Origin of the sequence: Arthrobacter jiangjiafuii (genome assembly GCF_018622995.1) — a bacterium.
GTDB classification, from domain to species: domain Bacteria; phylum Actinomycetota; class Actinomycetes; order Actinomycetales; family Micrococcaceae; genus Arthrobacter_B; species Arthrobacter_B jiangjiafuii.
Window position 1 is genome coordinate 493,947 of record NZ_CP076022.1, and the last position, 22,945, is coordinate 516,891.

The window sequence follows — 22,945 nt, forward strand, 5'->3', positions numbered from 1 at the left end:
CCAAACCTGTGTAAAGTCTTCTAAGTCGCCGCGGCCGGGAGTTGAGAAACTCCTGAGAGCATGGCGGCCAAACCCCACCAAAAACATCCTGGTGATCCACCCTGCGCCTCACGGCCCGGGAGCGGAAAGCCGGGGATTTTGCGTGGGATTATCCGGACAAAATGAAGCAGACTTCGGGAATATCCCGAATTGCCAAATACGGTCCGGATGGAATAGAATAAAGAAACACTGCAGCGAAGAGAAAAGAAAAACAAGTAATTGTTTTCTCCGAGTATTTCGTATGCATCTGTTGTTTGAGAACTCAATAGTGTGCCAAGTTTATTGATACCAATTTATTTTAATTGGTTGAACTGGTTCTTCCGCCCACCCCGTGGGTGGGAAGGACTTTTTTAGCTGGTTTCGAATTTAGTGCAGGACCGTGCAGCCAATTTTCCTTGGCTCCGGTGCTGTGTCTGTAACACATTTACGGAGAGTTTGATCCTGGCTCAGGATGAACGCTGGCGGCGTGCTTAACACATGCAAGTCGAACGATGACTTTTGTGCTTGCACAAAATGATTAGTGGCGAACGGGTGAGTAACACGTGAGTAACCTGCCCTTAACTTCGGGATAAGCCTGGGAAACCGGGTCTAATACCGGATACAACGGACCACCGCATGGCGGTCCGTGGAAAGCTTTATGCGGTTTTGGATGGACTCGCGGCCTATCAGCTAGTTGGTTGGGGTAATGGCCCACCAAGGCGACGACGGGTAGCCGGCCTGAGAGGGTGACCGGCCACACTGGGACTGAGACACGGCCCAGACTCCTACGGGAGGCAGCAGTGGGGAATATTGCACAATGGGCGAAAGCCTGATGCAGCGACGCCGCGTGAGGGACGAAGGCCTTCGGGTTGTAAACCTCTTTCAGTAGGGAAGAAGCGAAAGTGACGGTACCTGCAGAAGAAGCGCCGGCTAACTACGTGCCAGCAGCCGCGGTAATACGTAGGGCGCAAGCGTTATCCGGAATTATTGGGCGTAAAGAGCTCGTAGGCGGTTTGTCGCGTCTGCTGTGAAAGCCCGGGGCTCAACCCCGGGTCTGCAGTGGGTACGGGCAGACTAGAGTGATGTAGGGGAGACTGGAATTCCTGGTGTAGCGGTGAAATGCGCAGATATCAGGAGGAACACCGATGGCGAAGGCAGGTCTCTGGGCATTAACTGACGCTGAGGAGCGAAAGCATGGGGAGCGAACAGGATTAGATACCCTGGTAGTCCATGCCGTAAACGTTGGGCACTAGGTGTGGGGGACATTCCACGTTTTCCGCGCCGTAGCTAACGCATTAAGTGCCCCGCCTGGGGAGTACGGCCGCAAGGCTAAAACTCAAAGGAATTGACGGGGGCCCGCACAAGCGGCGGAGCATGCGGATTAATTCGATGCAACGCGAAGAACCTTACCAAGACTTGACATGAACCGGAAAGGCCTGGAAACAGGTCCCCCACTTGTGGCCGGTTTACAGGTGGTGCATGGTTGTCGTCAGCTCGTGTCGTGAGATGTTGGGTTAAGTCCCGCAACGAGCGCAACCCTCGTTCTATGTTGCCAGCGCGTTATGGCGGGGACTCATAGGAGACTGCCGGGGTCAACTCGGAGGAAGGTGGGGACGACGTCAAATCATCATGCCCCTTATGTCTTGGGCTTCACGCATGCTACAATGGCCGGTACAAAGGGTTGCGATACTGTGAGGTGGAGCTAATCCCAAAAAGCCGGTCTCAGTTCGGATTGAGGTCTGCAACTCGACCTCATGAAGTTGGAGTCGCTAGTAATCGCAGATCAGCAACGCTGCGGTGAATACGTTCCCGGGCCTTGTACACACCGCCCGTCAAGTCACGAAAGTTGGTAACACCCGAAGCCGGTGGCCTAACCCCTTGTGGGAGGGAGCCGTCGAAGGTGGGACCGGCGATTGGGACTAAGTCGTAACAAGGTAGCCGTACCGGAAGGTGCGGCTGGATCACCTCCTTTCTAAGGAGCACCTCAAGGTCTGCGTCCTTCCACAGTGTTGGATGTGGTTCTTGCAGGAGATGCCCATATCGGAGACATATGTTCTCCGGTGGGTGCTCAAGGGTGGAATATCAATAAGCAGGTGCCCGGCGTTGAGCCTGGCAGCATCAGTACGTTTCATCCTTCGGGGTGGGACTGGAAAACGCTGCCGGTGTCTCGAGTACCGGGTTTTTCCGTTTGGCACACTGTTGGGTCCTGAGACAACAGGACCGAAGAATTCAAGCCTTTACAGGTCTGGAGGGACACGGTTTCGTGTTGTTTCTGATTGTTCCTGCGCAGGTCCAATGCTTCCACGGTGAATACGTGGTGGTGGCGGGGTGTGACGGGGTTGTTGTTTGAGAACTACATAGTGGACGCGAGCATCTTAAATTATTAAGTGCAATTTCAGATAAACCTGGTGACCGGTTTTACCGGTTTCCATGGTTTTCTCGATAGCGATAATATATTGATCTTTGTGGTCAAGTTTTTAAGGGCACACGGTGGATGCCTTGGCATCAGGAGCCGAAGAAGGACGTAGAATCTGCGATAAGCCTGGGGGAGTTGATAACCGAGCGTTGATCCCAGGATGTCCGAATGGGGAAACCCCGCCGGCGCGCGAGTGACCGGGTGACCCGCATCTGAACACATAGGGTGCGTGGAGGGAACGTGGGGAAGTGAAACATCTCAGTACCCACAGGAAGAGAAAACAACAGTGATTCCGTTAGTAGTGGCGAGCGAACGCGGAAGAGGCTAAACCAGTGGTGTGTGATAGCCGGCGGGCGTTGCATCACTGGGGTTGCGGGACTTTCCGTACCGATTCTGCCGGATTGGTGAAGTGAGTGCAGATGCATAGGTGAACTGGTTTGAAAGCCAGGCCGTAGAGGGTGTTAGCCCCGTAACCGGAATGTATGCTGCCGCTTGGAGAGGATCCCAAGTAGCACGGGGCCCGAGAAATCCCGTGCGAATCTGCCAGGACCACCTGGTAAGCCTAAATACTCCCTGATGACCGATAGCGGACAAGTACCGTGAGGGAAAGGTGAAAAGTACCCCGGGAGGGGAGTGAAACAGTACCTGAAACCGTGTGCCTACAATCCGTTGGAGCAGGGCAGTGCCACTTGTGGTGCTGTGCTTGTGACAGCGTGCCTTTTGAAGAATGAGCCTGCGAGTTAGTGTTACGTCGCGAGGTTAACCCGTGAGGGGAAGCCGTAGCGAAAGCGAGTCTGAATAGGGCGATGCAGTGGCGTGATCTAGACCCGAAGCGGAGTGATCTACCCATGGCCAGGTTGAAGCGCGTGTAAGAGCGCGTGGAGGACCGAACCCACTTCAGTTGAAAATGGAGGGGATGAGCTGTGGGTAGGGGTGAAAGGCCAATCAAACTCCGTGATAGCTGGTTCTCCCCGAAATGCATTTAGGTGCAGCGTTGCGTGTTTCTTACCGGAGGTAGAGCTACTGGATGGCTAATGGGCCCTACAAGGTTACTGACGTCAGCCAAACTCCGAATGCCGGTAAGTCAGAGCGCAGCAGTGAGACTGTGGGGGATAAGCTTCATAGTCGAGAGGGAAACAGCCCAGACCACCAACTAAGGCCCCTAAGCGTGTGCTAAGTGGGAAAGGATGTGGAGTTGCGAAGACAACCAGGAGGTTGGCTTAGAAGCAGCCATCCTTGAAAGAGTGCGTAATAGCTCACTGGTCAAGTGATTCCGCGCCGACAATGTAGCGGGGCTCAAGTACACCGCCGAAGTTGTGGCATTCAAATATTAGCCAAGCGGATGGTTTATCCATTTTCGTTCAAGCGTTTGGATGGGTAGGGGAGCGTCGTGTGGGCAGTGAAGTCGCGGTGTAAACCAGCGGTGGAGCCTACACGAGTGAGAATGCAGGCATGAGTAGCGAAAGACGGGTGAGAAACCCGTCCGCCGAATGATCAAGGGTTCCAGGGTCAAGCTAATCTGCCCTGGGTAAGTCGGGACCTAAGGCGAGGCCGACAGGCGTAGTCGATGGACAACGGGTTGATATTCCCGTACCGGCGAAAAACCGCCAATACCAAGCGGGGGATACTAACCGCCCAATACCTGACCGGCCGCCCTTGTGGCGACCCGGTTTTTGGTGGAGCGCGGGACCTGATCCTGGGAGGTAAGCGTATTAACAGGTGTGACGCAGGAAGGTAGCCGGGCCGGGCGATGGTTGTCCTGGTCTAAGGATGTAGGGTCAGCGATAGGTAAATCCGTTGCTGTGTCTTTGATGACGATACCTGAGATCTGATGGGACCCACTTTGGTGGGAATCCGGTGATCCTATGCTGCCTAGAAAAGCATCGGCGCGAGGTTTTAGCCGCCGTACCCCAAACCGACACAGGTGATCAGGTAGAGAATACTAAGGCGATCGAGAGAATTATGGTTAAGGAACTCGGCAAAATGCCCCCGTAACTTCGGGAGAAGGGGGGCCCCAACCTTGAAGGACACAAGCTGTCCGGAGGGGATCAGGGCCGCAGAGACCAGGGGGAAGCGACTGTTTACTAAAAACACAGGTCCGTGCGAAGTCGCAAGACGATGTATACGGACTGACTCCTGCCCGGTGCTGGAAGGTTAAGAGGACCGGTTAGCCCTTACGGGCGAAGCTGGGAATTTAAGCCCCAGTAAACGGCGGTGGTAACTATAACCATCCTAAGGTAGCGAAATTCCTTGTCGGGTAAGTTCCGACCTGCACGAATGGAGTAACGACTTCCCCGCTGTCTCAACCATAAACTCGGCGAAATTGCAGTACGAGTAAAGATGCTCGTTACGCGCAGCAGGACGGAAAGACCCCGAGACCTTTACTATAGTTTGGTATTGATATTCGGTGTGGCTTGTGTAGGATAGGTGGGAGACTGTGAGACCCGGACGCCAGTTCGGGTGGAGTCATCGTTGAAATACCACTCTGGTCATACTGGATATCTAACTTCGGCCCGTAATCCGGGTCAGGGACAGTGCCTGATGGGTAGTTTAACTGGGGCGGTTGCCTCCTAAAGAGTAACGGAGGCGCCCAAAGGTTCCCTCAGCCTGGTTGGCAATCAGGTGGCGAGTGTAAGTGCACAAGGGAGCTTGACTGTGAGAGAGACATCTCAAGCAGGGACGAAAGTCGGACTAGTGATCCGGCGGTACATTGTGGAATGGCCGTCGCTCAACGGATAAAAGGTACCTCGGGGATAACAGGCTGATCTTGCCCAAGAGTCCATATCGACGGCATGGTTTGGCACCTCGATGTCGGCTCGCTCGCATCCTGGGGCTGGAGTAGGTCCCAAGGGTTGGGCTGTTCGCCCATTAAAGCGGTACGCGAGCTGGGTTTAGAACGTCGTGAGACAGTTCGGTCCCTATCCGCTGCGCGCGCAGGAAATTTGAGAAGGGCTGTCCTTAGTACGAGAGGACCGGGACGGACGAACCTCTGGTGTGTCAGTTGTACTGCCAAGTGCACCGCTGATTAGCTACGTTCGGATGGGATAACCGCTGAAAGCATCTAAGCGGGAAGCCCGCTTCGAGATGAGATTTCCATACACCTTGTGTGTGAGAGGCCCCCAGCCAGACCACTGGGTTGATAGGCCGGATGTGGAAGCGGGGACTAAAGACCCGTGAAGCTGACCGGTACTAATAGGCCGATAACTTACACCACAACCTCACCTGGACGGACACGACTTCAAACGGTCCGTCAAAGTATAAAGGGTGTTGTTAGATCATGTGCTGCTTGCGTCCACTATGTGGTTCCCGGATAACAAACCCGTGTGGTTTGTCACCGTGGAACCGGCATCAACCGTCTCTTAACAGGGACGTGCGTGCCGTATAATTACAGTTATAACTTCGCTTTGAAACACGCCTGGTTTAGGCTTTGTGTGTTTTGTTGTGACCATTGATTTCCCCTCACCCAGGTTTGTTATGGGTGGTGTGGGTGGAAGGGTTACGGCGGTCATAGCGTGGGGGAAACGCCCGGTCCCATTCCGAACCCGGAAGCTAAGACCCACAGCGCCGATGGTACTGCATCCGGGAGGATGTGGGAGAGTAGGTCACCGCCGGACATATTTTATGTTCAGAGGCTGAGGTCCGTACCAGTGAGGTACGGACCTCAGCTGTTTAACCCGGTGGAGAAAGTACTGGTTGTTCAGAGGCGTGGGGCCCCGCATTCGTGTGGGGCCCCACGTGTTTAACCAGCTGTCTAACCAGATGTTGCCTCGCGGCTAGGCTTGGAAGATGAACTCCTCCCTCTTTTCCCACGCCGAGCAGCCCGAGCCGTCCCGGGAGGCTGCTACGGTCGCTGACATCGTCCTCGAGCGGGTGGTGCCCCGCGAGCTGCACGAGGCGTTCAACGGATTCATCGAGTACATCCACCTCTGGTGGCCGCAGGAGTACACGGAGTACGGGGAAGACACGCACCCGGCATTCGAGGCCGGCGCCCTTACGGAAACAGGTGCTGACGGACAGGTCTCTCTGTGGGCCACTGTCACTTCGAAGGTGCAGGACGCCGAACTGGTTTTGGATTGGGTGGCGGCCCAGAATCCGCAGACCCCAAGCGAGGTGCGCATCAGCTTTGTTCCGGTCACGGACAGTGAAACCCGTGTCAGCCTCACGCACACCGGGCTGGGCCGGGTAGCCGAACCGGTGGAGACCGCGCTCGGCTTCTCGGCCTCTTGGCCTGTGATCCTGGACCGCTACGCGCGTTTCATGGGTGCCAGATAGTTTCCACCGGGGTCGAAGCATTTCGGGAATTCGATAAGCCGCACAACGGTTCGGTAGCATCCAGTTATGACCGCCGACACGCTGCTGGACCTTGCCCGTTCCCTGCCTGACATCGAAATGGACAGTTCCGCAGCCATCCGGGCAGCCTATGGCAGCGACCAGGGTCCGGTCCTGGAGCAGATGAGTCCGCTGGCCGTCCTCTGGGCACGCTCCGTCGAGGAGGTGCAGGAAATCCTGCGGTGGGCCTCACGCACAGGCACAACGGTTGTGCCTCGTGGTGCAGGAACCGGAGTCTCTGGCGGAGCTCACGCCACCGCCGGCTGCATAGTGCTCAGCCTGGAACGGATGAACAGGATCCTCGAGATCCGCCCCGATGACGAACTGGCAGTGGTGGAGCCGGGGGTCATTAACGCTGATCTGAACAAGGCCGCCGGTGAGCATGGACTCATGTATGCGCCTGACCCGGCCAGCTACCGCATCTCCACCGTGGGTGGCAACGTGGCCACCAACGCGGGCGGCCTGCGTTGCGCCAAATATGGCGTCACCCGTGATTCGGTCCTGGCCTTGGATGTTGTCCTGGCCGACGGCACGCTGGTGAGCACCGGACACCAGACCTTCAAGGGCGTAGCAGGGTATGACCTGACTGCGTTGTTTACCGGCTCGGAGGGAACCCTCGGCATCGTTGTCGGCATCACCGTGCGGCTGCGCTACCAACCGGTGAAGACCTGCACCGTGGCCGGTTTCTTTCCGGACATCGAGAGCGCCGCCGCCGGAGTCCTTGCCGTGGGCCGGGCACGGGTGCAGCCGGCGATTATGGAACTGCTCGACGGGCCGACCATGGCCGCACTGGACGCCGTCCACGGCTCTGACCTCCGAAGCCGTGGGGGAGCGCTGCTGCTGATCCAGACCGATGGATACGGTGCCGAGGCAGAAGCCGCCGTGGTGCGCGCGGCGTTGGCTGCGCTGGGCGGAACAGTGAGCCTGGAAGACAACGAAGAAGCGCTGGCGCTGGTGGACCTGCGCCGGCACAGCCGCGGCGATGCGGTGCATACAGAGGTCCGCGTCGGCGAGGACGTGGCGGTGCCGCGCTCAGGCCTGGTGACCTACATTGCCGAGTTGAACCGGATGGCCGGCAGGCACCAGGTGCGGCTCAAGGTGGTGGCGCACGCCGGGGACGGCAATGTGCATCCCACGTTTTGGGTCGATGCGGCAGAGGGCAGCGCCGGCGTCGAGCGTCTGGACGCTGCCCTGGACGAATCCATCAGCGTGGCCCTTGCGATGGGCGGCACCATCACCGGTGAACACGGCGTGGGCCAGTTCAAACTCCGCTGGCTGGGCCAGGAGCAGCAGGCCGAGGTCCAGGAGCTGCAGCGCCAGATCAAATCGGTGTTCGATCCGGCCGGAATCCTGAACCCCGGCAAAGCCATCCTGCCTTAGCTAATCCAGCTGCAGCCAGACCGTTCTGTTGGGACGCAGCCGGGTGCCCTCAAGGGCCGACGGCGCGCTCACGGCCAGGACCGGGAGCTCCGGAAGCTGCACCGGTGCTTCACCCATGTTCATGGCGACCAAGACGTTGCCGTTGACGAACGCCACCAGCCCTTCGTCGTCGTGCTCCGGCCACCAGGCCAGGGACCCGGCGCCCAGGCCGCGCCCCCGCCGCACCGACAGGGCAGAGCGGTACATGTTCAGCGGTGAGAACGGATCCTGGCGCTCGATGTCCCGGGAATGTCGGCCCCAGAACCCAGGCTGGGGCAGCCAGCTCCTGCCAGTCGAGCTGAACCCAAAGGAGGGCTCGTTCACGCGCCACGGCAGCGGGACGCGGCTGCCGTCCCGGCCCACACGCAGACCAGCCGTGCGGTGGTATGTGGGGTCCTGCCGGAACTCGTCGGGCAGCAGGGTGTGGTCGGGCAGCCCGAGTTCTTCGCCCTGGTACAGATAGACACCTCCGGGAAGGCCGAGCATCAGCATGGTCGCGGCCCGGGCCCGGTCAGCCCCCAGCAGGTAATCCGGCTGGCTGTCGCGGGGGCCGATACCGTCGCCGCTGCGCAGGTTGTTCGCTTCCAGGCCGAAGCGGGAAACATGCCGGACGACGTCGTGGTTGGACAGCACCCAGGTGGTGGGCGCCCCCACCCGGTCAAAGGCCCGCAGCGAGGAATCAATGATCCGGCGCAGCTCCCGGGGTTCCCACGGATGGTTCAGGTACGCGAAGTTAAAGGCCTGCTGCATCTCATCGGAGCGGACCCAGTCGGTGATCCGGTCCACGGGATCGACGTTCGCTTCGGCGCACAGCACGCGGTCGCCGTCGTACTCGTCCAGGAGCTTGCGCCAGGACCGGAAAATATCGTGGATCTCCGCCTGGCCGAACATGGGGGCGGCGGAGCCGGGGAAGCCTACGGATGATGCGCCGTCGGCCGTGCCGCCCCAGTCCGGCAGGCCCGACTTCTTGATCAGGGCATGGGCGACATCCACTCGGAAGCCACCCACCCCGCGGTCGAGCCAGAAGCGGAGGATCCGTTCAAACTCCTCGCGGACCGCCGGGTTGTCCCAGTTGAAATCCGGCTGGGAGGAATCGAACAGATGCAGGTACCACTGGCCATCCGTGCCGTCCGGGTTGGGGACGCGGGTCCAGGCCGGGCCGCCGAAGTGGGACTGCCAGTTGTTCGGCGGCAGCTCCCCGTTGGCACCGCGTCCGTCCCGGAAGATGAACATGTCCCGTGCCGGAGTGCCGGGTTCGGCCGCCAGCGCCGCCTGGAAGAGGGGGTGCTGGTCGGAGCAGTGGTTGGGAACCAGGTCCACGATGACCCGGATTCCGTACTCGGCAGCGCGGGCAACCAGTGCGTCGAAATCATCGAGCGTACCGAAGATCGGATCTACGGAGCAGTAGTCGGCGACGTCGTAACCGGCATCCTTCTGCGGAGACTTATAGAACGGCGAGAGCCAGATGGCATCGATCGCCAGCTCGGCCAGCGCGGGAATCTCGGCGGTGATGCCGGGAAGGTCACCGACGCCGTCGCCGCGCAGGTCCCGGAAGGACCGCGGGTAGATCTGGTAAATAACCGAGGAACGCCACCATTCGCGGCCGGGCGGGGCTGGGTGGACCGGGATGGTGCGCAGGTCGTGTCGGACGCGGGGTACAGCTGGTGTGGACATATTGGGGTTGAAATCCTCCTGTCGAATGGTCTCTGCTGAGGGGGCCGAAAGCGCGGGCTACCCGTCCGTCATCTGGTCAGGTCCCGCGCCGGACTCGAGGATCTTCATGGTCCGGGTATCGGCGGTGAGCAGGATGGCTGCCTCGTCGCGGCGGTGCCGGAGCACGGTGTCCATATAGGACTGGACCGCTTCGGCCATGGGAACATTGCGGTTTTCCTTTTCCGACATGTACCAGCGGTGCTCGAGCACCTCGTGCACCACTTCGGCCTGCTCCAGCTTGCTGCCCAGCTCCCGCGGCACCGCCTTCACGATCGGCTCGAACACCTGGGTGACCCACAGATGGGCGCTCAATTCCTCGTCCAGGTCAGGGTTGTTGTCTGCCCGGTAGGAGTCCATGTCGTTGAGCAGGCGGCGGGCCTGGTTCTCCTGGGCATCCAGGCCGGTCAGGCCCAGGAGGCGGCGCTGGTGGTGGCCGGCGTCGACCACTTTGGGCTGCAGCTGGACCTGGCTGCCGTCCGCGGTGCTCTTGATGGTGAGCTCGTCGACGTCGAACCCGAGGTCGTTGAGGCGGCGGATGCGGGCGTTGACGCGCCAGCGCTCACCGAGTTCAAAGGACTCCTTCTCGGTGAGTTCGGCCCAGAGATTGCGGTAGCTGTCCATGATCCGTTCACTGGTCGCCAGCGGATCCACACTGTCCTCGATCAGGCCGCCCTCGGCAAGGTCCATCAACTCCCCGGCAATGTTCACGCGGGCGATTTCGAGGTCATACTCACGCTGGCCGCGGGACAACTCCGGGTAGAGTTCCCCGGTTTCAGCGTCCACGAGGTACGCGGCGAAGGCGCCGGCATCACGCCGGAACAGGGTGTTGGACAGGGAGACATCGCCCCAGTAGAACCCGGCCAGATGCAGGCGGACCAGCAGCAGTGCCTGGGCGTCAATGAGGCGGGTGAGGGTGACCTCGCGCAGGGTCTGGGAGAAGACGGCCCGGTATGGCAGCGAGAAGCGCAGGTGTTTGGTCACGAGGACCGGCTGCAGCTCGTCGCCGTTCGCGTCGTGGCGGCCGCTGATGACAGCCACCGGGGCCACCGAGGGGACATTGAGCCGGCGCAGCTTGCGCAGCATGTGGTATTCCTGCCGGGCCACGTGTTCGCTGGTTTCCTTGATGGCTATCAGCGAATCGCCCATCCGGGCAAAGCGGACCACATGGCGGGAAATGCCGCGGGGCAGGGCTGCGAGGTTGTCCTTCGGCCAGTCCTCCAGCGGCAAATCCCAGGGCAGGTCCAGTAGGGCAGGATCCATCGACGCCGCCGTGATGTTCAGGGAGGCGAGGGATTTTTCCGTTGAGGAGCTGCGGGTCCGGGGCAGCTTCCCGGGCTGGTCCCAATCCGTGGGCTCATCCAGCCATTGTGCGCCTGCAGGTTCGGTCATAAGCACGCCCTTAGTCGAACGTTAATCCGTTTAAACAGCGAATGCGGTGGCCCCTTTATTCCAGTCTAGGACAGGCGGGGGGCCACCGCATTTTCAGCGGTCGGCGTCAGGCGTGGTCGGCCAGGCGCTCACCGTCGCGGATGTCGAACAGGTGCACATGTCCCTGCTGCGGGCGGACGTACAGGGTGTCGCCCTTCAGCGGGGGGCGCCGGCCGTCCACGCGGACCACCATGTCGCGGTCGGTGCCATCGAGGGTGGTGTGTCCGTAGACGTAGGCATCGGCGCCGAGCTCCTCAACGACGTCGACCTCCACCTTCAGCCCGTCGCTGGAGGAATCCACCAGCTCCAGGTCCTCCGGCCGGACGCCGAGGGTCACGGTGTTGCCCGCAGCGGCACCGAGAATGGAACTGGCAACGGGGTAGACGGAGCCGCCGAACGCGACACCGCCGTCGACCACGGGCAGTTCCAGCAGGTTCATCGCCGGGGAACCGATGAAGCCGGCCACGAACACGTTCTTCGGGTAGTCGTAGAGGTTGCGCGGGGTGTCAACCTGCTGCAGCACACCGTCCTTGAGGACGGCCACCCGGTCGCCCATGGTCATGGCCTCGACCTGGTCGTGGGTGACATAGACGGTGGTGACACCCAGCCTGCGGGTCAGCGACGCAATCTGGGTGCGGGTCTGCACACGCAGCTTGGCATCCAGGTTGGAGAGCGGCTCATCCATCAGGAACACCTGGGGGTTGCGGACGATAGCGCGGCCCATGGCAACGCGCTGGCGCTGGCCGCCGGAGAGCGCCTTGGGCTTGCGGTCCAGATAGTCCTCGAGGTCCAGCAGCTTTGCCGCCTCGCGGACACGTTCCATCCGCTCTTCCTTGCCGATGCCGGCGATCTTCAGGGCGAAGCCCATGTTGTCGGCGACTGACATGTGCGGGTACAGGGCGTAGTTCTGGAAGACCATGGCGATGTCGCGGTCTTTGGGGGGAACGTCGGTAACGTCCCGGTCGCCGATGAGGATGCGGCCCGAATTGACGTCCTCCAGTCCGGCGAGCATCCGCAGCGAGGTGGACTTGCCGCAGCCCGAGGGGCCAACAAGGACCAGGAACTCGCCGTCGGCGATTTCCAGGCTGAGGCTGTCTACCGCCGGGCGTTCAGTGCCCGGGTACAGGCGTGTGGCCTGGTCAAACGTTACCGTTGCCATGGTGTTTCTCCTTCACGGGCAGGTACGTGCCCGACGATCCGTAGTGAAGTGCTTATGAAGTTAAAGACGCGCGTCAGCCAGTGTGGCCGATGTCACAGGGTCAGTATGCCACAGGGTTGGGGCTAGCGGGCCTGGCGCGTCCGCCGCAGTTCCAGCAGCATCTCCAGCACGGCAGTGAACTCGTCGGGGGATGCCACCCGGAAGGGTGCCCGGGTGTCACCGGGGCCGACCTTGACCCCCACATCGCCGGGCTGCAGCGCTGCGAAGCCGTGTTCGTCGGTCACATCGTCGCCGGCGAACAGGACTGCTGCGGCGCCGGTGAGTCCGCGCAGCGCACGGATCCCCTCACCCTTGTTGGTGTGGACCACGGATGTTTCCAGCACGCGCTTACCGTCGGTGACCTGCACCCCGTCCAGCTCTCCCAGGCGCCGGCGTGCCGCGTCGACGGCGGCGGCAGCTACGTCGTCGTCGGCGCTGCGCGTGTGGAGGACGACGCCGGCCGGCTTTTCTTCCAGCCACGTGCCCGGATGGATCTTCACTACGGCGTTTACCGCGTCCCGGGCGCGTGCCAGCAGATGGGCCTGCTCCGGGGTCAGCTGCAGCGGCTGGGCGTTGGGCCCGGTCCAGGCTTCGGCCCCGTGGCTGCCGATCAGCAGGGTTTCCGGATCCGGACTGGCCACCAGCCGCAGGCTGCCCAGCGCCCGCCCGGAGATCAGGGCGGTGAAGGTGCGGGGCAGGGCGGCCAGCGCCTGTACGGCGGCGGCGGACGCAGGCAGTGGCCGGGCGTCGTCGGCGTGTTCCACCAGGGGTGCGAGCACGCCGTCGAAATCCAGCGCCACGAGGAGGGGGTCGGCGGCGGCCAGGCGTTCAAGGGCCCGGGTGAGGTCCGCGGGCAGGGCGATCACCCTTCCTCCCCGGGCTCGGTCTGCTGCAGCGCATTGAGGAAGTTCTTGGACCAGCGTTCGACGTCGTTCTGCAGCACCTGGCGGCGCATCAGGCGCATCCGCCGCTGGGCCTCGCGGTCCGGCATGTTGATGGCGTCCAGTACGGCGCTCTTGAGACCGTCGATGTCGTGCGGGTTCACCAGCACGGCCTGCCGCAGCTGGTCCGCGGCGCCGGCGAATTCGCTGAGCACCAGCGCGCCGGTGTTGTTGGTCCGGGCCGCAACGTATTCCTTGGCGACCAGGTTCATGCCGTCGCGCAGTGCGGTCACCAGCATGACGTCTGCTGCCAGGTACAGGGCAACCATTTCCTCCACCGGGTAGCTGTGGTGCAGGTAGCGGATGGCGGTGCTGCCCATGGTGTCGTAGGTGCCGTTGATCCGGCCCACTGTGCCTTCAACCTCTTCGCGCAGCAGCCGGTACTGTTCCACGCGCTCGCGGCTGGGGCTGGCCACCTGGATCAGGGACGCATCCTCGACGGTGAGCGTGCCGTCCTCGAGGAGTTCGCCGTAGGCCTTGAGCCGGTGGCTGATGCCCTTGGTGTAGTCCAGCCGGTCAACGCCCAGCAGCACGGTCTTGGGGTCACCGAGCTCCCGCCGGATCTGCTTGGAGCGCTCGACGATGTCTTCCCGCTTGGCCAGTTCGGTGATCTGGTCCACGTCGATGGAGATGGGGAAGGACTCGGCCCGGGAGACATAGGAGATGCCTTCCTCCGTCTGGACCTGGACCTGCTGCTGGCGGACGGTGTGCCCGGCGAAGCGGCGGACGCAGCGCAGGAAGTTGCTGGCGTCGGAGGGGCGCTGGAAACCGATCAGGTCCGCTCCGAGCAGGCCCTCGATGATGGCGCGGCGCCAGGGCAGCTGCGCGAAGATCTCCAGCGGCGGGAAGGGAATGTGGTTGAAGAAGCCGATCTTCAGGTCCGGGCGGTCCTTGCGCAGCATCTGCGGGACCAGCTGCAGCTGATAATCCTGGACCCACACCGTGGCGCCCTTGGCCGCCATGGAGGCGGCGGCGTCGGCGAACCGGCGGTTGACGGTCCGGTAGGAGTCCCACCAGGTGCGGTGGAACTCCGGGGGTGCAATCACGTCGTGATAGAGCGGCCACAGGGTGGCGTTGGAGAAGCCCTCGTAATACAGCTCCACCTCGGAGGAACTCAGCGGCACCGGCAGCAGATGCATATTGTCGTGGTCGAACTGGTCGACTTCCTCGTCCGGAGCTCCGTGCCAGCCCACCCACGCGCCGTCGGCCTTGCCCATCACAGGGGCCAGCGCAGTGACCAGCCCGCCGGGGGAGCGGCGCCAGCTTTCCTCGCCGTCGGACTTCACCCGGTCCACGGGGAGCCGGTTGGAAACCACGATGAAATCGAAATCGCCATACCCGTCCGTGGCATTGTTGTCTGCAGGATCAGCGGCAGCAGCGTTCACGATATGCACCCCTTGGTTGGCTTTTGTGTTTATGCCACTCTATCCAAGCCCGGAAACTTTGTGTCCGGTGCGGGCGTTGGAGGTAAAGGCGGCGTGGCTCATTGGCCTAAACTGTTGCCTGCCGGCCGCGTGCCCAAACGGGTAGGCGTGAGAGAGACATGAGGAACTATGACTGAGCGGAACCCCAAGCCCAGCAAGGCCGATCGCACGGCTGCTGCGCGTGAACAGGCGCGCGCCATGCGTGAAGCCCAGAAGAAGAAGGAGCAGCGCAACAAGCTCCTGGTGCGGTGGGGCGTGGTTGCTGCCGTCGTAGCGATCATCGTGGTCGTAGCGCTCATCGTGATTAACTCCATGCGCGGCGGTAATGGTGCGGAGGCCCAGACCGGGCAGTCTCCGGCCAATGCCAATGAATTTGGCGGAATTACCCTCACCTCCACCACGGCGCTGGAACCGTCGGAGCCTTTTGCCGTGGATGTTGCCACGCTGCCGGCCGAGCCGACCGAGGCAAACGATGAAGCTCCGATTCCGCCAGGCATCGCTCCGGCTGCCGAGGGCGAGCCTGTCCCGATTGTCGTCTACGTGGATGTGAACTGCGTGCACTGCGCCGAGTTCGAGGAAACCTACAACGGACAGATCGCGTCCTGGCTGGACGCCGGCGAGGTCACCTTCGAGTACCGCACGGTCGCGTTCCTGGACCGCAGCTCGCCCACCAACTATTCCTCGCGTGGCGCCAATGCCGCCGCGTGCGTGGCGGACACCAACCCCGAGTCCTACTGGGACTTCATGACCTCCATCTTCGCCAACTACGACAACGGCGAGATCAAGAACGCGGAGCTGGCTTCCATGGCCGAGTCTGTGGGTGCCGGGAATGCTTCCGACTGCATCCAGAACGACGGCTTCCGCGCCTTCGTGAACTACGCGGACCGTCTGGCCCGCGTGGACTACGTCAGCGGAACGCCCACCGTCTACGTCAACGGTGCCGAAACCAACGCCAACGACTTCACCACCACGGTCCAGGCCGCGATCGACGCCAACAAGTAGGTTCTTCCGGCTTCGCCGGCAGCGCCCGTTCTGCGTGCAACCCGTTTGGGTTTCGCGGGAACGGGCGCTCTGGGTTAACCTTGACTAGCGCAGTTGCCGTGTTTTGTTTTTTTGGCGCACGACGACGGCGCGCAGCCGGCTTGGCCGGTACCGCCCCCTTAGCTCAGCTGGCCAGAGCACCTGTCTTGTAAACAGGGGGTCGCCGGTTCGAATCCGGCAGGGGGCTCCACGAAACCCCTCCTGCTCAGGCATAACGCCCACCAGGAGGGGTTTTTCTATGGGGGCGAGTTACATGCTTGCCCGGCCCACCTTTCCTCATCCCTCTCACAGAGCATGATCTGCTCAAACATGCATCCAGGTGTTGCACGCCGGAAACACAGGGGAAACCACCACTTCCTAATGTGTTGTCATGACCGAGCAAACAACGCCCCAGCGCCCCAGGTTCTACAAATCATTGTTCGTGCAATTGCTTGTCGCGGTGGTACTCGGAATTGTCGTGGGCTACGTCTGGCCTGAGGTAGGCGCGGCGTTCAAGGTGCTGGGCGACGGTTTTATCCGGCTCATCAAGATGATCATTGCCCCGCTGATTTTCCTTGTCATTGTGACCGGCATAGCCCATATCAGTGACGTGAACGCCGTGGGCCGGGTGGGGGTCAAAGCCCTCGCATACTTTCTTGCCGCGTCCAGTTTCGCCCTGCTGTTTGGCATGGTGGTAGGCAACGTGGTGCGTCCCGGCGCCGGGCTGAACATCGACCCCGGCACCTTGGACACCTCTGCCCTGGATTCGAAAACCTCTGCTGAGGTGGCATCGCCTACGGAATTTATCCTCAACATCATCCCGGTGAGTGTCATAGACGCGTTTGCGTCGAATTCACTGCTGCAGGTGCTTTTCTTCGCCGTATTCTTCGGCGCAGCCGCCGTGGTGATAGGGCGCGAGACGTGTGAACCGGTTCTTAAAGTGATGGAAGCGACGCTTGAAATCATTTTCAAGGTCATGTCTTGGATTATGCGGCTGGCACCGATTGGCGCCTTCGGCGCCATGGCTTTCATTATCGGCCAGTATGGTCTGGCAACTCTCGGGACCTATGCCAAACTGATCGCCGCCTGCTACGGCGCAGCACTGCTGTTCATCGGCATTCTGTTCGTGATTGCCCGAGTTTTCGCAGGCGTTCCGTTGTGGCAGTTCATCAAGTACACCCGCGAAGAGTTCCTGCTGGCGCTCGGAACTGCTTCAACCGAATCCGTGATGCCCCGAATCATGACCAAACTGACCAACGCCGGGTGTTCCCGTGCAACAACCGGCCTGGTCATTCCCACCGGATACTCGTTCAATCTGGACGGCGCAGCTATCTATTTGTCCATCTCAGTGGTCTTCCTCGCCCAAGCATTCAACATTGATCTGAGCTTCGAGCAGCAACTGGGTGCCCTGGGCATCCTGCTGCTCACGTCCAAGGGCATGGCAGGGGTTCCCGGGTCATCTTTTCTGGCTCTGTCGGCCACGGCGGCGGCCCTCGGATTGTTCCCCGTTGCCGGAGTTGCCCTCCTGCTCGGCGCTGATCGTCTGATGGATTCCATGCGGGTGGTCGTCAACCTGATGGGCAACTGTGTGGCCACCTTCGTGGTGGCCAAGTGGGAAGGCCAGTTCGACCGGCAGGCGATGCTGGATGCCTTCGCCGGGCACGCAGCGACGGCGGACGGCCCCGCGCCGGCCGTCACGCTGCTGCCGGAACCGGCCGCCGGGCCTGCGCAGGATTCCAAGGCACCCACCACCATCAGGCTCCAGGGTTAGCCACCGGAGTGCAGCCGTTGATGAGCATTCCAACCACAACGCCGTGGCCGAGCACGTGAGGCTCGACCACGGCGCGTGGTGTTCGAGGCGCCACCGGCCGGAGCGGCGGCGGCGGAGTCAGACGGTGACCGGTCGGCCCGTTCCCGGGGACCCAGGCAGGGCAGCCGGGGACTCGTCGGGGAGGTTCGCGTCGCGCACCTCCTGGTACTGAGGCAGGTAGGTGTACAGCTCGTCGCGCAGCGGGTTGCGGTGCCGGTTGAGGATGGTGAACACCTGGTAAACCGCGACGGCGATGTTGGCCGCCAGCGAGATGGCAGACACGATGAACAGTGCGGTCGGGTTGTGCGAGGACTCGACGGCGAACGGAGACGTGCTTACGAACGTCGGGACCGCCATCGTGAACATCATCCACAGCGCCAGGGTGTGGGCGCGGTGCTGCAGCCACGCACCCTTCTTGATGAAGAACGCGGGGATGGTGCAGGAGATGAGCAGTGCGGCACCGGCGTAGAACGAGTGGTCACCGACGCAGTTGTAGACGTAGGCGAAGTTCCACAGGTCGTACGCGATGATCCAGAACCACATCATGTCCGGCCAGATCATGTCCTTCGACTTGTCGCGAGAGACGATGATGCCCGTCCAGCCGCAGATGGTGAGGAGGTTCAGGATGCCAGCGATGGCGTTCATGTAGTTCCATGGACCGCCGACCATGAAAACGCCGTCGTGCATGCCCTGCAGGCCCGCCACCTCAAAGTCTCGGATGACCGCCTCGGCGATGTTGATCGCAAGGATCAGTGCAGGGAACATCAGCATCCAGCGGTTCTTCGCCAAGCGCGGGACGTACCGGATGAGCATGAAGCCCAGGCACCCGAGGAGTGCCGAGTACACCTTCACCCAGTGGAACCACGTTCCTGTGGACGATCCTTCTCCGGCCGTCGTGGGCCACACGAACACGGTCAGGAGGATGGGTAGCGCCACGAAGATGGCCAGACCGGCCCACTTCCAGCGTCGCGTCACTTCGTTAAGCGCAATGAGGGCAACCAGGACGACGCCGAACATCGCCCAGGAATACCAGGGAATCGATTCGTACAAGAACATCTCGGGACCTTTCCTTAGCAGCCCGGTGGAATTAATGCCTTCGGATTAAAGGTAAAAACGCCAGCGCCCCGGGTCATTAGACAGGTGGTGCGATGTGTCCAGTCAGGCCCGGTGTTACCTTCAGACATGACCGATGAGGTCCCTCCGGCGAAGCGTTCTACGGATGCAAGAGCGGCTCTCGCAGCCGCACTCAAGGCCCGGCTGCGCTCCCAGCCGCTCGATAAGGTGACAGTCACCGAACTGGTGCGGGACTGCGGGCTGACGCGGCAGGCGTTCTATTACCATTTCCCGGATGTGCGGCAGCTTGCCGTCTGGGTGTTCGAGACAGAGGTGGCCCGGCAGGTCCGCGCTTTCGCGGCGGAGGTGGGCTGGGCAGATGGACTGGTGCGGCTGATGCTCTACATGCGAAAGAACCGTGGATCGACGCTCGGGGTGCTCAACGGGGTGGGACAGCCCGGACTGGAGCGTTTCCTGTTCAGGCAGATGCGCCCCATCACCGAGGCCGTGGTGGACCAGGACGGCGGCCGGCCGGCGGATCCCCGGGACCGGGTGCTGGTGGTCGACTTCTACACCTCGGCCGTGCTTGCCGTGGTGCTGAGATGGGTCGAGAACGGCATGGTCGAACACCCCTACCGCGTGGTGGGCGATCTGGAGATCATGCTGCACGGCGCCGTGCGGGAGTCGGTGCGCCGGCTTGATGCACGTGCCGCGCCGCAGGGCGTGCACCGGCCGCGGTGAGCTGCGCGGGGTGAGCAAGCAGCGCGGCAGAGCGCGGTGGATGTGAAGGTACCCGAAATCGCCCTGTTATCCACCACTGATGAGGGCTGGTCATTTTCATCACACTGCCCTAGGCTCTTTATTGTCAGAGTGACAATAAATCAGGAGCGCGACATGGACGCAGTACTGGATTGGATGAACTCCCCGGCAGCAACGCTGCTCGGAGCACCGGTCAGCTGGATTGAAGTGATCGGTTTTGTTACCGGCGCAGCCTGTGTGTACGGCGTCGCCCGGCAGAAGGCCTGGAACTGGCCGGTTGGCATCGTGAACAATGTGGCGTTCATGATCCTGTTCTTCGGCGCCGGGCTGTACGGGGAGACCGTACTTCAGGCCATCTTCGCCGCCGTGTCCGTCTATGGCTGGTACAACTGGGTCCGGGGCGCCAAAACCATCGTGGGGAAGGGCGGATTGCCTATCCGCGACGGGAGCAGGATGGAAATGGCCGGCGGCCTCGGCGCCGTCGTGCTAGCCACCATTGGCGTTGCCATGATCCTCACGCACGGCACCGATTCCGTGGTCCCCTGGCCGGACGCGTTTGTCCTGGCCGCCTCGCTCCTGGCCACGTATTGGCAGGCCCGGAAGATCTTCCAGCACTGGTACGTATGGATTGTGATCGACCTGGTCAGCATCCCGCTCTATTTCTCCCGCGGCCTTAACCTCACCGCCATCCTGTATATCGGATTCACGGCCCTCTGCGTCTACGGCCTGGTGGGTTGGAGGCGGACCCGGCAGGCAACCGTGCAGGGCGCCGAAGCAGGAGTAGTGGCGGCATGAACCGCTTCGGCCAGGGGGTGGTCATCGGCAAGTTCTACCCGCCTCATGCCGGCCACCGGCACCTCATCACGCAGGCGGCGGAGCAGTCCGACCGGCTCGCAGTTGTTGTCCTGGGCAGCCGGTTCGAGAGTATCGGCCTCAACGACCGCGTGAAGTGGCTGGCCGCCGAGTTTGAGGGAACCAATGTCACCGTCATCGGAATGCCGGATGACTGCCCGGTGGACTACGCCTCCCGGGCCATCTGGAAGGCGCATAACGAGGTGCTGCGCATGGCCTTGAAGATGAAGGGCATCATGGCAGTGGACGCCGTGTTCAGTTCGGAGGACTACGGCTGGCAGCTGGCGGAGGACTTCGGGGCTGCCCACGTCATGGTCGATCGGAACCGCACGGACAACCCGGTCAGCGGCACCCTGTGCCGTGACGACCTCCGTGCGGCCTGGCCCAGCATCATTGCGCCGGCGCGGCAGGACCTGGCCGTGCGGATCATCGTGGTGGGTGCGCAGTCCACGGGAACCACTACCCTGGCCACGGCCCTGACACGGCACTACCGGCCACGCTACCCGGAGCTCGCGGATGTGCCGGAATACGGCCGCCAGTTCACCTATGACAAGTTCGCGGCGGCGCAGGCCGAAAATCCCGATGCCGTCCTGTCCGGCATGGTGTGGACTGCGGCGGATTTTGCCGTCATTGGTGAACGGCAGAACCGGTTGGAGAACGAGGCAGCGGAACGGTGTCCGCTGGTGATTGCGGATACGGACGTCGTCACCACCGCGCTCTTCGAACGGGTCTACATCGGCGAGCAGAGCTACGGCTCGTACCTGGCCGTGGACCGGATCCCGCGCCGCGACCTCTACCTGATTACCGATCATGAGGGGGTGCCGTTCGAGGACGACGGCTGGCGCGAGGCGGAACATCCGCGGGAGGAGATGACCGAATGGTTCAAGGAAGAACTCACCGCGGCGGGCGCGTCCTGGATCCTCGTTTCCGGCAACCACGCCGAGCGGCTGGCCACGGCAACTGAGATCGTTGACTTGATCATTGCCGACAGGGAGCAGTTCATCTCCCCGCCCTGGGCAACCCGAACCGTACTGGCAGGAAGCTGATGTCCGCTGAAGAAGAACGGTTCCTCAAGGACTACGTCCCCCGGGAATATCCGTCCGTTGCGCTGGCCGTTGACCTGGTGGTCTTCGCAGTCACCGGCAGCACCCTGAACGCGGCGTTCGTCCGCCGCGGGAACCACCCCTTCAAGGATGCCCTGGCGCTGCCCGGAGGGTTTGTCTTGCCGGACGAAGATGCACTGACGGCTGCCTGGCGTGAACTGGAAGAGGAGACCGGGCTGGATCTGGGCGAACACCGCGCCCACGTTGAGCAGTTGGCCACCTTCAGCTCGCCGAAGCGGGACCCCCGTATGCGGGTGGTGTCAGTTGCCCATCTGGCCCTGCTGGCCACCGACGGGCGGACCCTGCCGGACCTGGCCAGGGGGAGCGATGCCGCCGCGGCCGAGTGGCTGCCCGTATACAACGTTCTTGCCGACGGGGACCTGGCGTTCGACCATCGGGAGATCCTTGCCGCCGCGCTGGGCCGGCTGGCTGGCAAGATCGAGTACACGCTCACTGCGGCACGGCTTCTGCCGGAGGAATTCACGTTGAACCAGCTCCGCCGCGTCTATCAGGCGGTCTGGAACACCACCAGGCTCGACGCCGGGAACTTCACCCGCAAAATGACCGGGGCGCTGCAGGACAGCGGACGCAAGGTCACCCACGGCAAGGGCGCCCCGGCTGCGGTGTTCACTGTCCGGGACGAGTACCTGAGCCCGCCGCTGATCCGGCCGGCCAAGTGAGTTACACTCGTGGATCCATAACCGCAGTTGGCCGCTTTTCACGCCGTCCGGCGGACGGGCAGGCAGGCGCCTGGCGCCTGCCCTTGTTGTTGCTGCGGGTGCTGCCCTCCTCACCGGCTGCGCTGCGGATACGGCCGCAAACCTTCCGCCCGCGTCTCCCGAGCTGACCCGCCCCGCACCTACCCTCGCGGCGCCCGCCCGTGTGATCGTCGAAGAGGTGCCCTGGCCGGACGTTACTGCGGCATTTCCCAAACCTCTGCCGGCCGGGGTTGATTGGCCGGCCGAGCCCCCGGACATATCGGGAATCAATCCGGACTTGCCGCCTGTGTTGACGGTGGAAGAGGACCTTTACCAGGGGATGGCGGGCAACTACTGGCTGTGTTCGTGGATGGATGTCTATCTGGACCCCAGCGGTGCCTCGGGCCCGGAACCCCGCGCCCTCGCAATCGAGCACATTTCCGGCTACGTCCACACGCCCGCAGGGCAGTTGGCTTATCCAAATCCCGATGACTTCCTGGGCTTTTTCGTGGCCCCGGCAGCAGCCGGAAACCCGGAGGTGATGCAGCAGTACTTCGACACGTCCTGCACGCTCTACGCCTCAACCGCCCAGAGTTAGCCGGGGATCAGTGTCTGCTGGTTTCGGACCAGTCCTTTGCCGTACGGATGGTGCCCGGCGGCGAACTGTTCCTGACCCAGAGCGGTGGTACCAGTCCTTTGGGGAGGGGGTGCCCGTCCGCCTGTGGTGTGGAACCATAACAAAAAGGCACCGATGGATCGGTCAG

The 22,945-nt window shown here is 62.1% G+C and carries 15 protein-coding genes, 1 tRNA gene and 3 rRNA genes; 13 read left to right on the forward strand and 6 right to left on the reverse strand.

All coding sequences use genetic code 11. The features are described 5' to 3' along the window. Positions 1-462 precede the first annotated feature (462 nt). The 5 genes from KKR91_RS02475 (at position 463) to KKR91_RS02495 (ending at position 8,143) form a co-directional block, all read left to right on the forward strand. Positions 463-1,990 (forward strand): 16S ribosomal RNA (locus tag KKR91_RS02475). Between the two features lie 495 nt (positions 1,991-2,485). Further along, positions 2,486-5,648, forward strand: a 23S ribosomal RNA gene (locus KKR91_RS02480). 283 nt (positions 5,649-5,931) lie between these two features. Continuing rightward, positions 5,932-6,048: ribosomal RNA gene (gene rrf / locus KKR91_RS02485) — 5S ribosomal RNA — on the forward strand. The 16S, 23S and 5S rRNA genes sit together here, the layout of an rRNA operon. Positions 6,049-6,220: 172 nt before the next feature. Then, entirely contained in the window at positions 6,221-6,706 is a 486-nt protein-coding gene (locus KKR91_RS02490) for an SRPBCC domain-containing protein (RefSeq protein ID WP_210231787.1), read from the forward strand. A gap of 66 nt (positions 6,707-6,772) precedes the next feature. Continuing rightward, a complete protein-coding gene (locus KKR91_RS02495) occupies positions 6,773-8,143 on the forward strand; it encodes an FAD-binding oxidoreductase (protein WP_210231786.1) in 1,371 nt (456 codons plus the stop codon). Here KKR91_RS02495 and KKR91_RS02500 read toward each other — a convergent pair whose 3' ends face one another. The 5 genes from KKR91_RS02500 to otsA form a co-directional block, all read right to left on the reverse strand. Continuing rightward, positions 8,144-9,856, reverse strand: a complete 1,713-nt coding sequence (locus KKR91_RS02500) for a glycoside hydrolase family 13 protein (protein ID WP_210231785.1) — start codon at positions 9,854-9,856, stop codon at positions 8,144-8,146. It abuts the gene before it with no gap. A gap of 57 nt (positions 9,857-9,913) precedes the next feature. Further along, complete coding sequence (locus tag KKR91_RS02505; RefSeq protein ID WP_210231784.1) at positions 9,914-11,284, reverse strand: DUF4032 domain-containing protein; 1,371 nt, start codon at positions 11,282-11,284, stop codon at positions 9,914-9,916. A gap of 106 nt (positions 11,285-11,390) precedes the next feature. Further along, complete coding sequence (locus KKR91_RS02510; protein ID WP_210231783.1) at positions 11,391-12,482, reverse strand: ABC transporter ATP-binding protein; 1,092 nt, start codon at positions 12,480-12,482, stop codon at positions 11,391-11,393. 122 nt (positions 12,483-12,604) lie between these two features. Next, positions 12,605-13,387, reverse strand: coding sequence for a trehalose-phosphatase (otsB, locus tag KKR91_RS02515; protein WP_210231782.1), 783 nt, complete (start codon positions 13,385-13,387; stop codon positions 12,605-12,607). After that, the gene (gene otsA / locus KKR91_RS02520) at positions 13,384-14,847 is read right to left on the reverse strand and encodes an alpha,alpha-trehalose-phosphate synthase (UDP-forming) (protein ID WP_210231781.1); all 1,464 of its coding nucleotides are present in this window, start codon (positions 14,845-14,847) and stop codon (positions 13,384-13,386) included. Before otsA ends, otsB begins: the two co-directional genes overlap by 4 nt. A gap of 168 nt (positions 14,848-15,015) precedes the next feature. Here otsA and KKR91_RS02525 point away from each other — a divergent pair, with 168 nt between their 5' ends. From KKR91_RS02525 to KKR91_RS02535, 3 genes are all read left to right on the forward strand, one after another. Then, positions 15,016-15,888 carry a DsbA family protein gene (locus KKR91_RS02525; RefSeq protein ID WP_210231780.1) on the forward strand — a complete coding sequence of 291 codons (873 nt, stop codon included), beginning with the start codon at positions 15,016-15,018 and terminating at the stop codon, positions 15,886-15,888. Positions 15,889-16,040: 152 nt separating this feature from the next. Continuing rightward, positions 16,041-16,117, forward strand: a tRNA-Thr gene (locus KKR91_RS02530). 180 nt (positions 16,118-16,297) lie between these two features. After that, positions 16,298-17,677 carry a cation:dicarboxylate symporter family transporter gene (locus KKR91_RS02535; RefSeq protein WP_210231779.1) on the forward strand — a complete coding sequence of 460 codons (1,380 nt, stop codon included), beginning with the start codon at positions 16,298-16,300 and terminating at the stop codon, positions 17,675-17,677. A 117-nt stretch (positions 17,678-17,794) separates the two neighbouring features. Here the strand turns inward: KKR91_RS02535 and KKR91_RS02540 are convergent, their stop codons facing one another. Continuing rightward, positions 17,795-18,772: a DUF5692 family protein gene (locus KKR91_RS02540; protein WP_210231778.1), complete on the reverse strand. Its 978-nt coding sequence runs from the start codon at positions 18,770-18,772 to the stop codon at positions 17,795-17,797. 126 nt (positions 18,773-18,898) lie between these two features. Here KKR91_RS02540 and KKR91_RS02545 point away from each other — a divergent pair, with 126 nt between their 5' ends. The 5 genes from KKR91_RS02545 (at position 18,899) to KKR91_RS02565 (ending at position 22,779) form a co-directional block, all read left to right on the forward strand. Further along, the gene (locus tag KKR91_RS02545) at positions 18,899-19,510 is read left to right on the forward strand and encodes a TetR-like C-terminal domain-containing protein (protein ID WP_210231777.1); all 612 of its coding nucleotides are present in this window, start codon (positions 18,899-18,901) and stop codon (positions 19,508-19,510) included. A 153-nt stretch (positions 19,511-19,663) separates the two neighbouring features. Continuing rightward, positions 19,664-20,323: a nicotinamide riboside transporter PnuC gene (gene pnuC, locus KKR91_RS02550; protein WP_210231776.1), complete on the forward strand. Its 660-nt coding sequence runs from the start codon at positions 19,664-19,666 to the stop codon at positions 20,321-20,323. Further along, positions 20,320-21,426: an AAA family ATPase gene (locus KKR91_RS02555; RefSeq protein ID WP_210231775.1), complete on the forward strand. Its 1,107-nt coding sequence runs from the start codon at positions 20,320-20,322 to the stop codon at positions 21,424-21,426. The genes pnuC and KKR91_RS02555 overlap by 4 nt, the downstream gene beginning before the upstream one ends. Beyond that, positions 21,426-22,163, forward strand: a complete 738-nt coding sequence (locus KKR91_RS02560; protein WP_210231774.1) for an NUDIX hydrolase — start codon at positions 21,426-21,428, stop codon at positions 22,161-22,163. Before KKR91_RS02555 ends, KKR91_RS02560 begins: the two co-directional genes overlap by 1 nt. A gap of 316 nt (positions 22,164-22,479) precedes the next feature. Beyond that, positions 22,480-22,779: a hypothetical protein gene (locus tag KKR91_RS02565; RefSeq protein ID WP_210231773.1), complete on the forward strand. Its 300-nt coding sequence runs from the start codon at positions 22,480-22,482 to the stop codon at positions 22,777-22,779. Positions 22,780-22,945 lie beyond the last annotated feature (166 nt).

What these genes read in the sequence shown, in the direction of transcription:
- KKR91_RS02540 (WP_210231778.1), bottom strand. Translation starts at nt 18,772, where the DNA reads ATGTTCTTGTACGAATCGATTCCCTGGTATTCCTGGGCGATGTTCGGC.
- KKR91_RS02490 (WP_210231787.1), top strand. Translation starts at nt 6,221, where the DNA reads ATGAACTCCTCCCTCTTTTCCCACGCCGAGCAGCCCGAGCCGTCCCGG.
- KKR91_RS02505 (WP_210231784.1), bottom strand. Translation starts at nt 11,284, where the DNA reads ATGACCGAACCTGCAGGCGCACAATGGCTGGATGAGCCCACGGATTGG.
- pnuC (WP_210231776.1), top strand. Translation starts at nt 19,664, where the DNA reads ATGGACGCAGTACTGGATTGGATGAACTCCCCGGCAGCAACGCTGCTC.
- KKR91_RS02495 (WP_210231786.1), top strand. Translation starts at nt 6,773, where the DNA reads ATGACCGCCGACACGCTGCTGGACCTTGCCCGTTCCCTGCCTGACATC.
- KKR91_RS02510 (WP_210231783.1), bottom strand. Translation starts at nt 12,482, where the DNA reads ATGGCAACGGTAACGTTTGACCAGGCCACACGCCTGTACCCGGGCACT.
- KKR91_RS02555 (WP_210231775.1), top strand. Translation starts at nt 20,320, where the DNA reads ATGAACCGCTTCGGCCAGGGGGTGGTCATCGGCAAGTTCTACCCGCCT.
- KKR91_RS02560 (WP_210231774.1), top strand. Translation starts at nt 21,426, where the DNA reads ATGTCCGCTGAAGAAGAACGGTTCCTCAAGGACTACGTCCCCCGGGAA.
- KKR91_RS02525 (WP_210231780.1), top strand. Translation starts at nt 15,016, where the DNA reads ATGACTGAGCGGAACCCCAAGCCCAGCAAGGCCGATCGCACGGCTGCT.
- KKR91_RS02535 (WP_210231779.1), top strand. Translation starts at nt 16,298, where the DNA reads ATGACCGAGCAAACAACGCCCCAGCGCCCCAGGTTCTACAAATCATTG.
- KKR91_RS02545 (WP_210231777.1), top strand. Translation starts at nt 18,899, where the DNA reads ATGACCGATGAGGTCCCTCCGGCGAAGCGTTCTACGGATGCAAGAGCG.
- KKR91_RS02500 (WP_210231785.1), bottom strand. Translation starts at nt 9,856, where the DNA reads ATGTCCACACCAGCTGTACCCCGCGTCCGACACGACCTGCGCACCATC.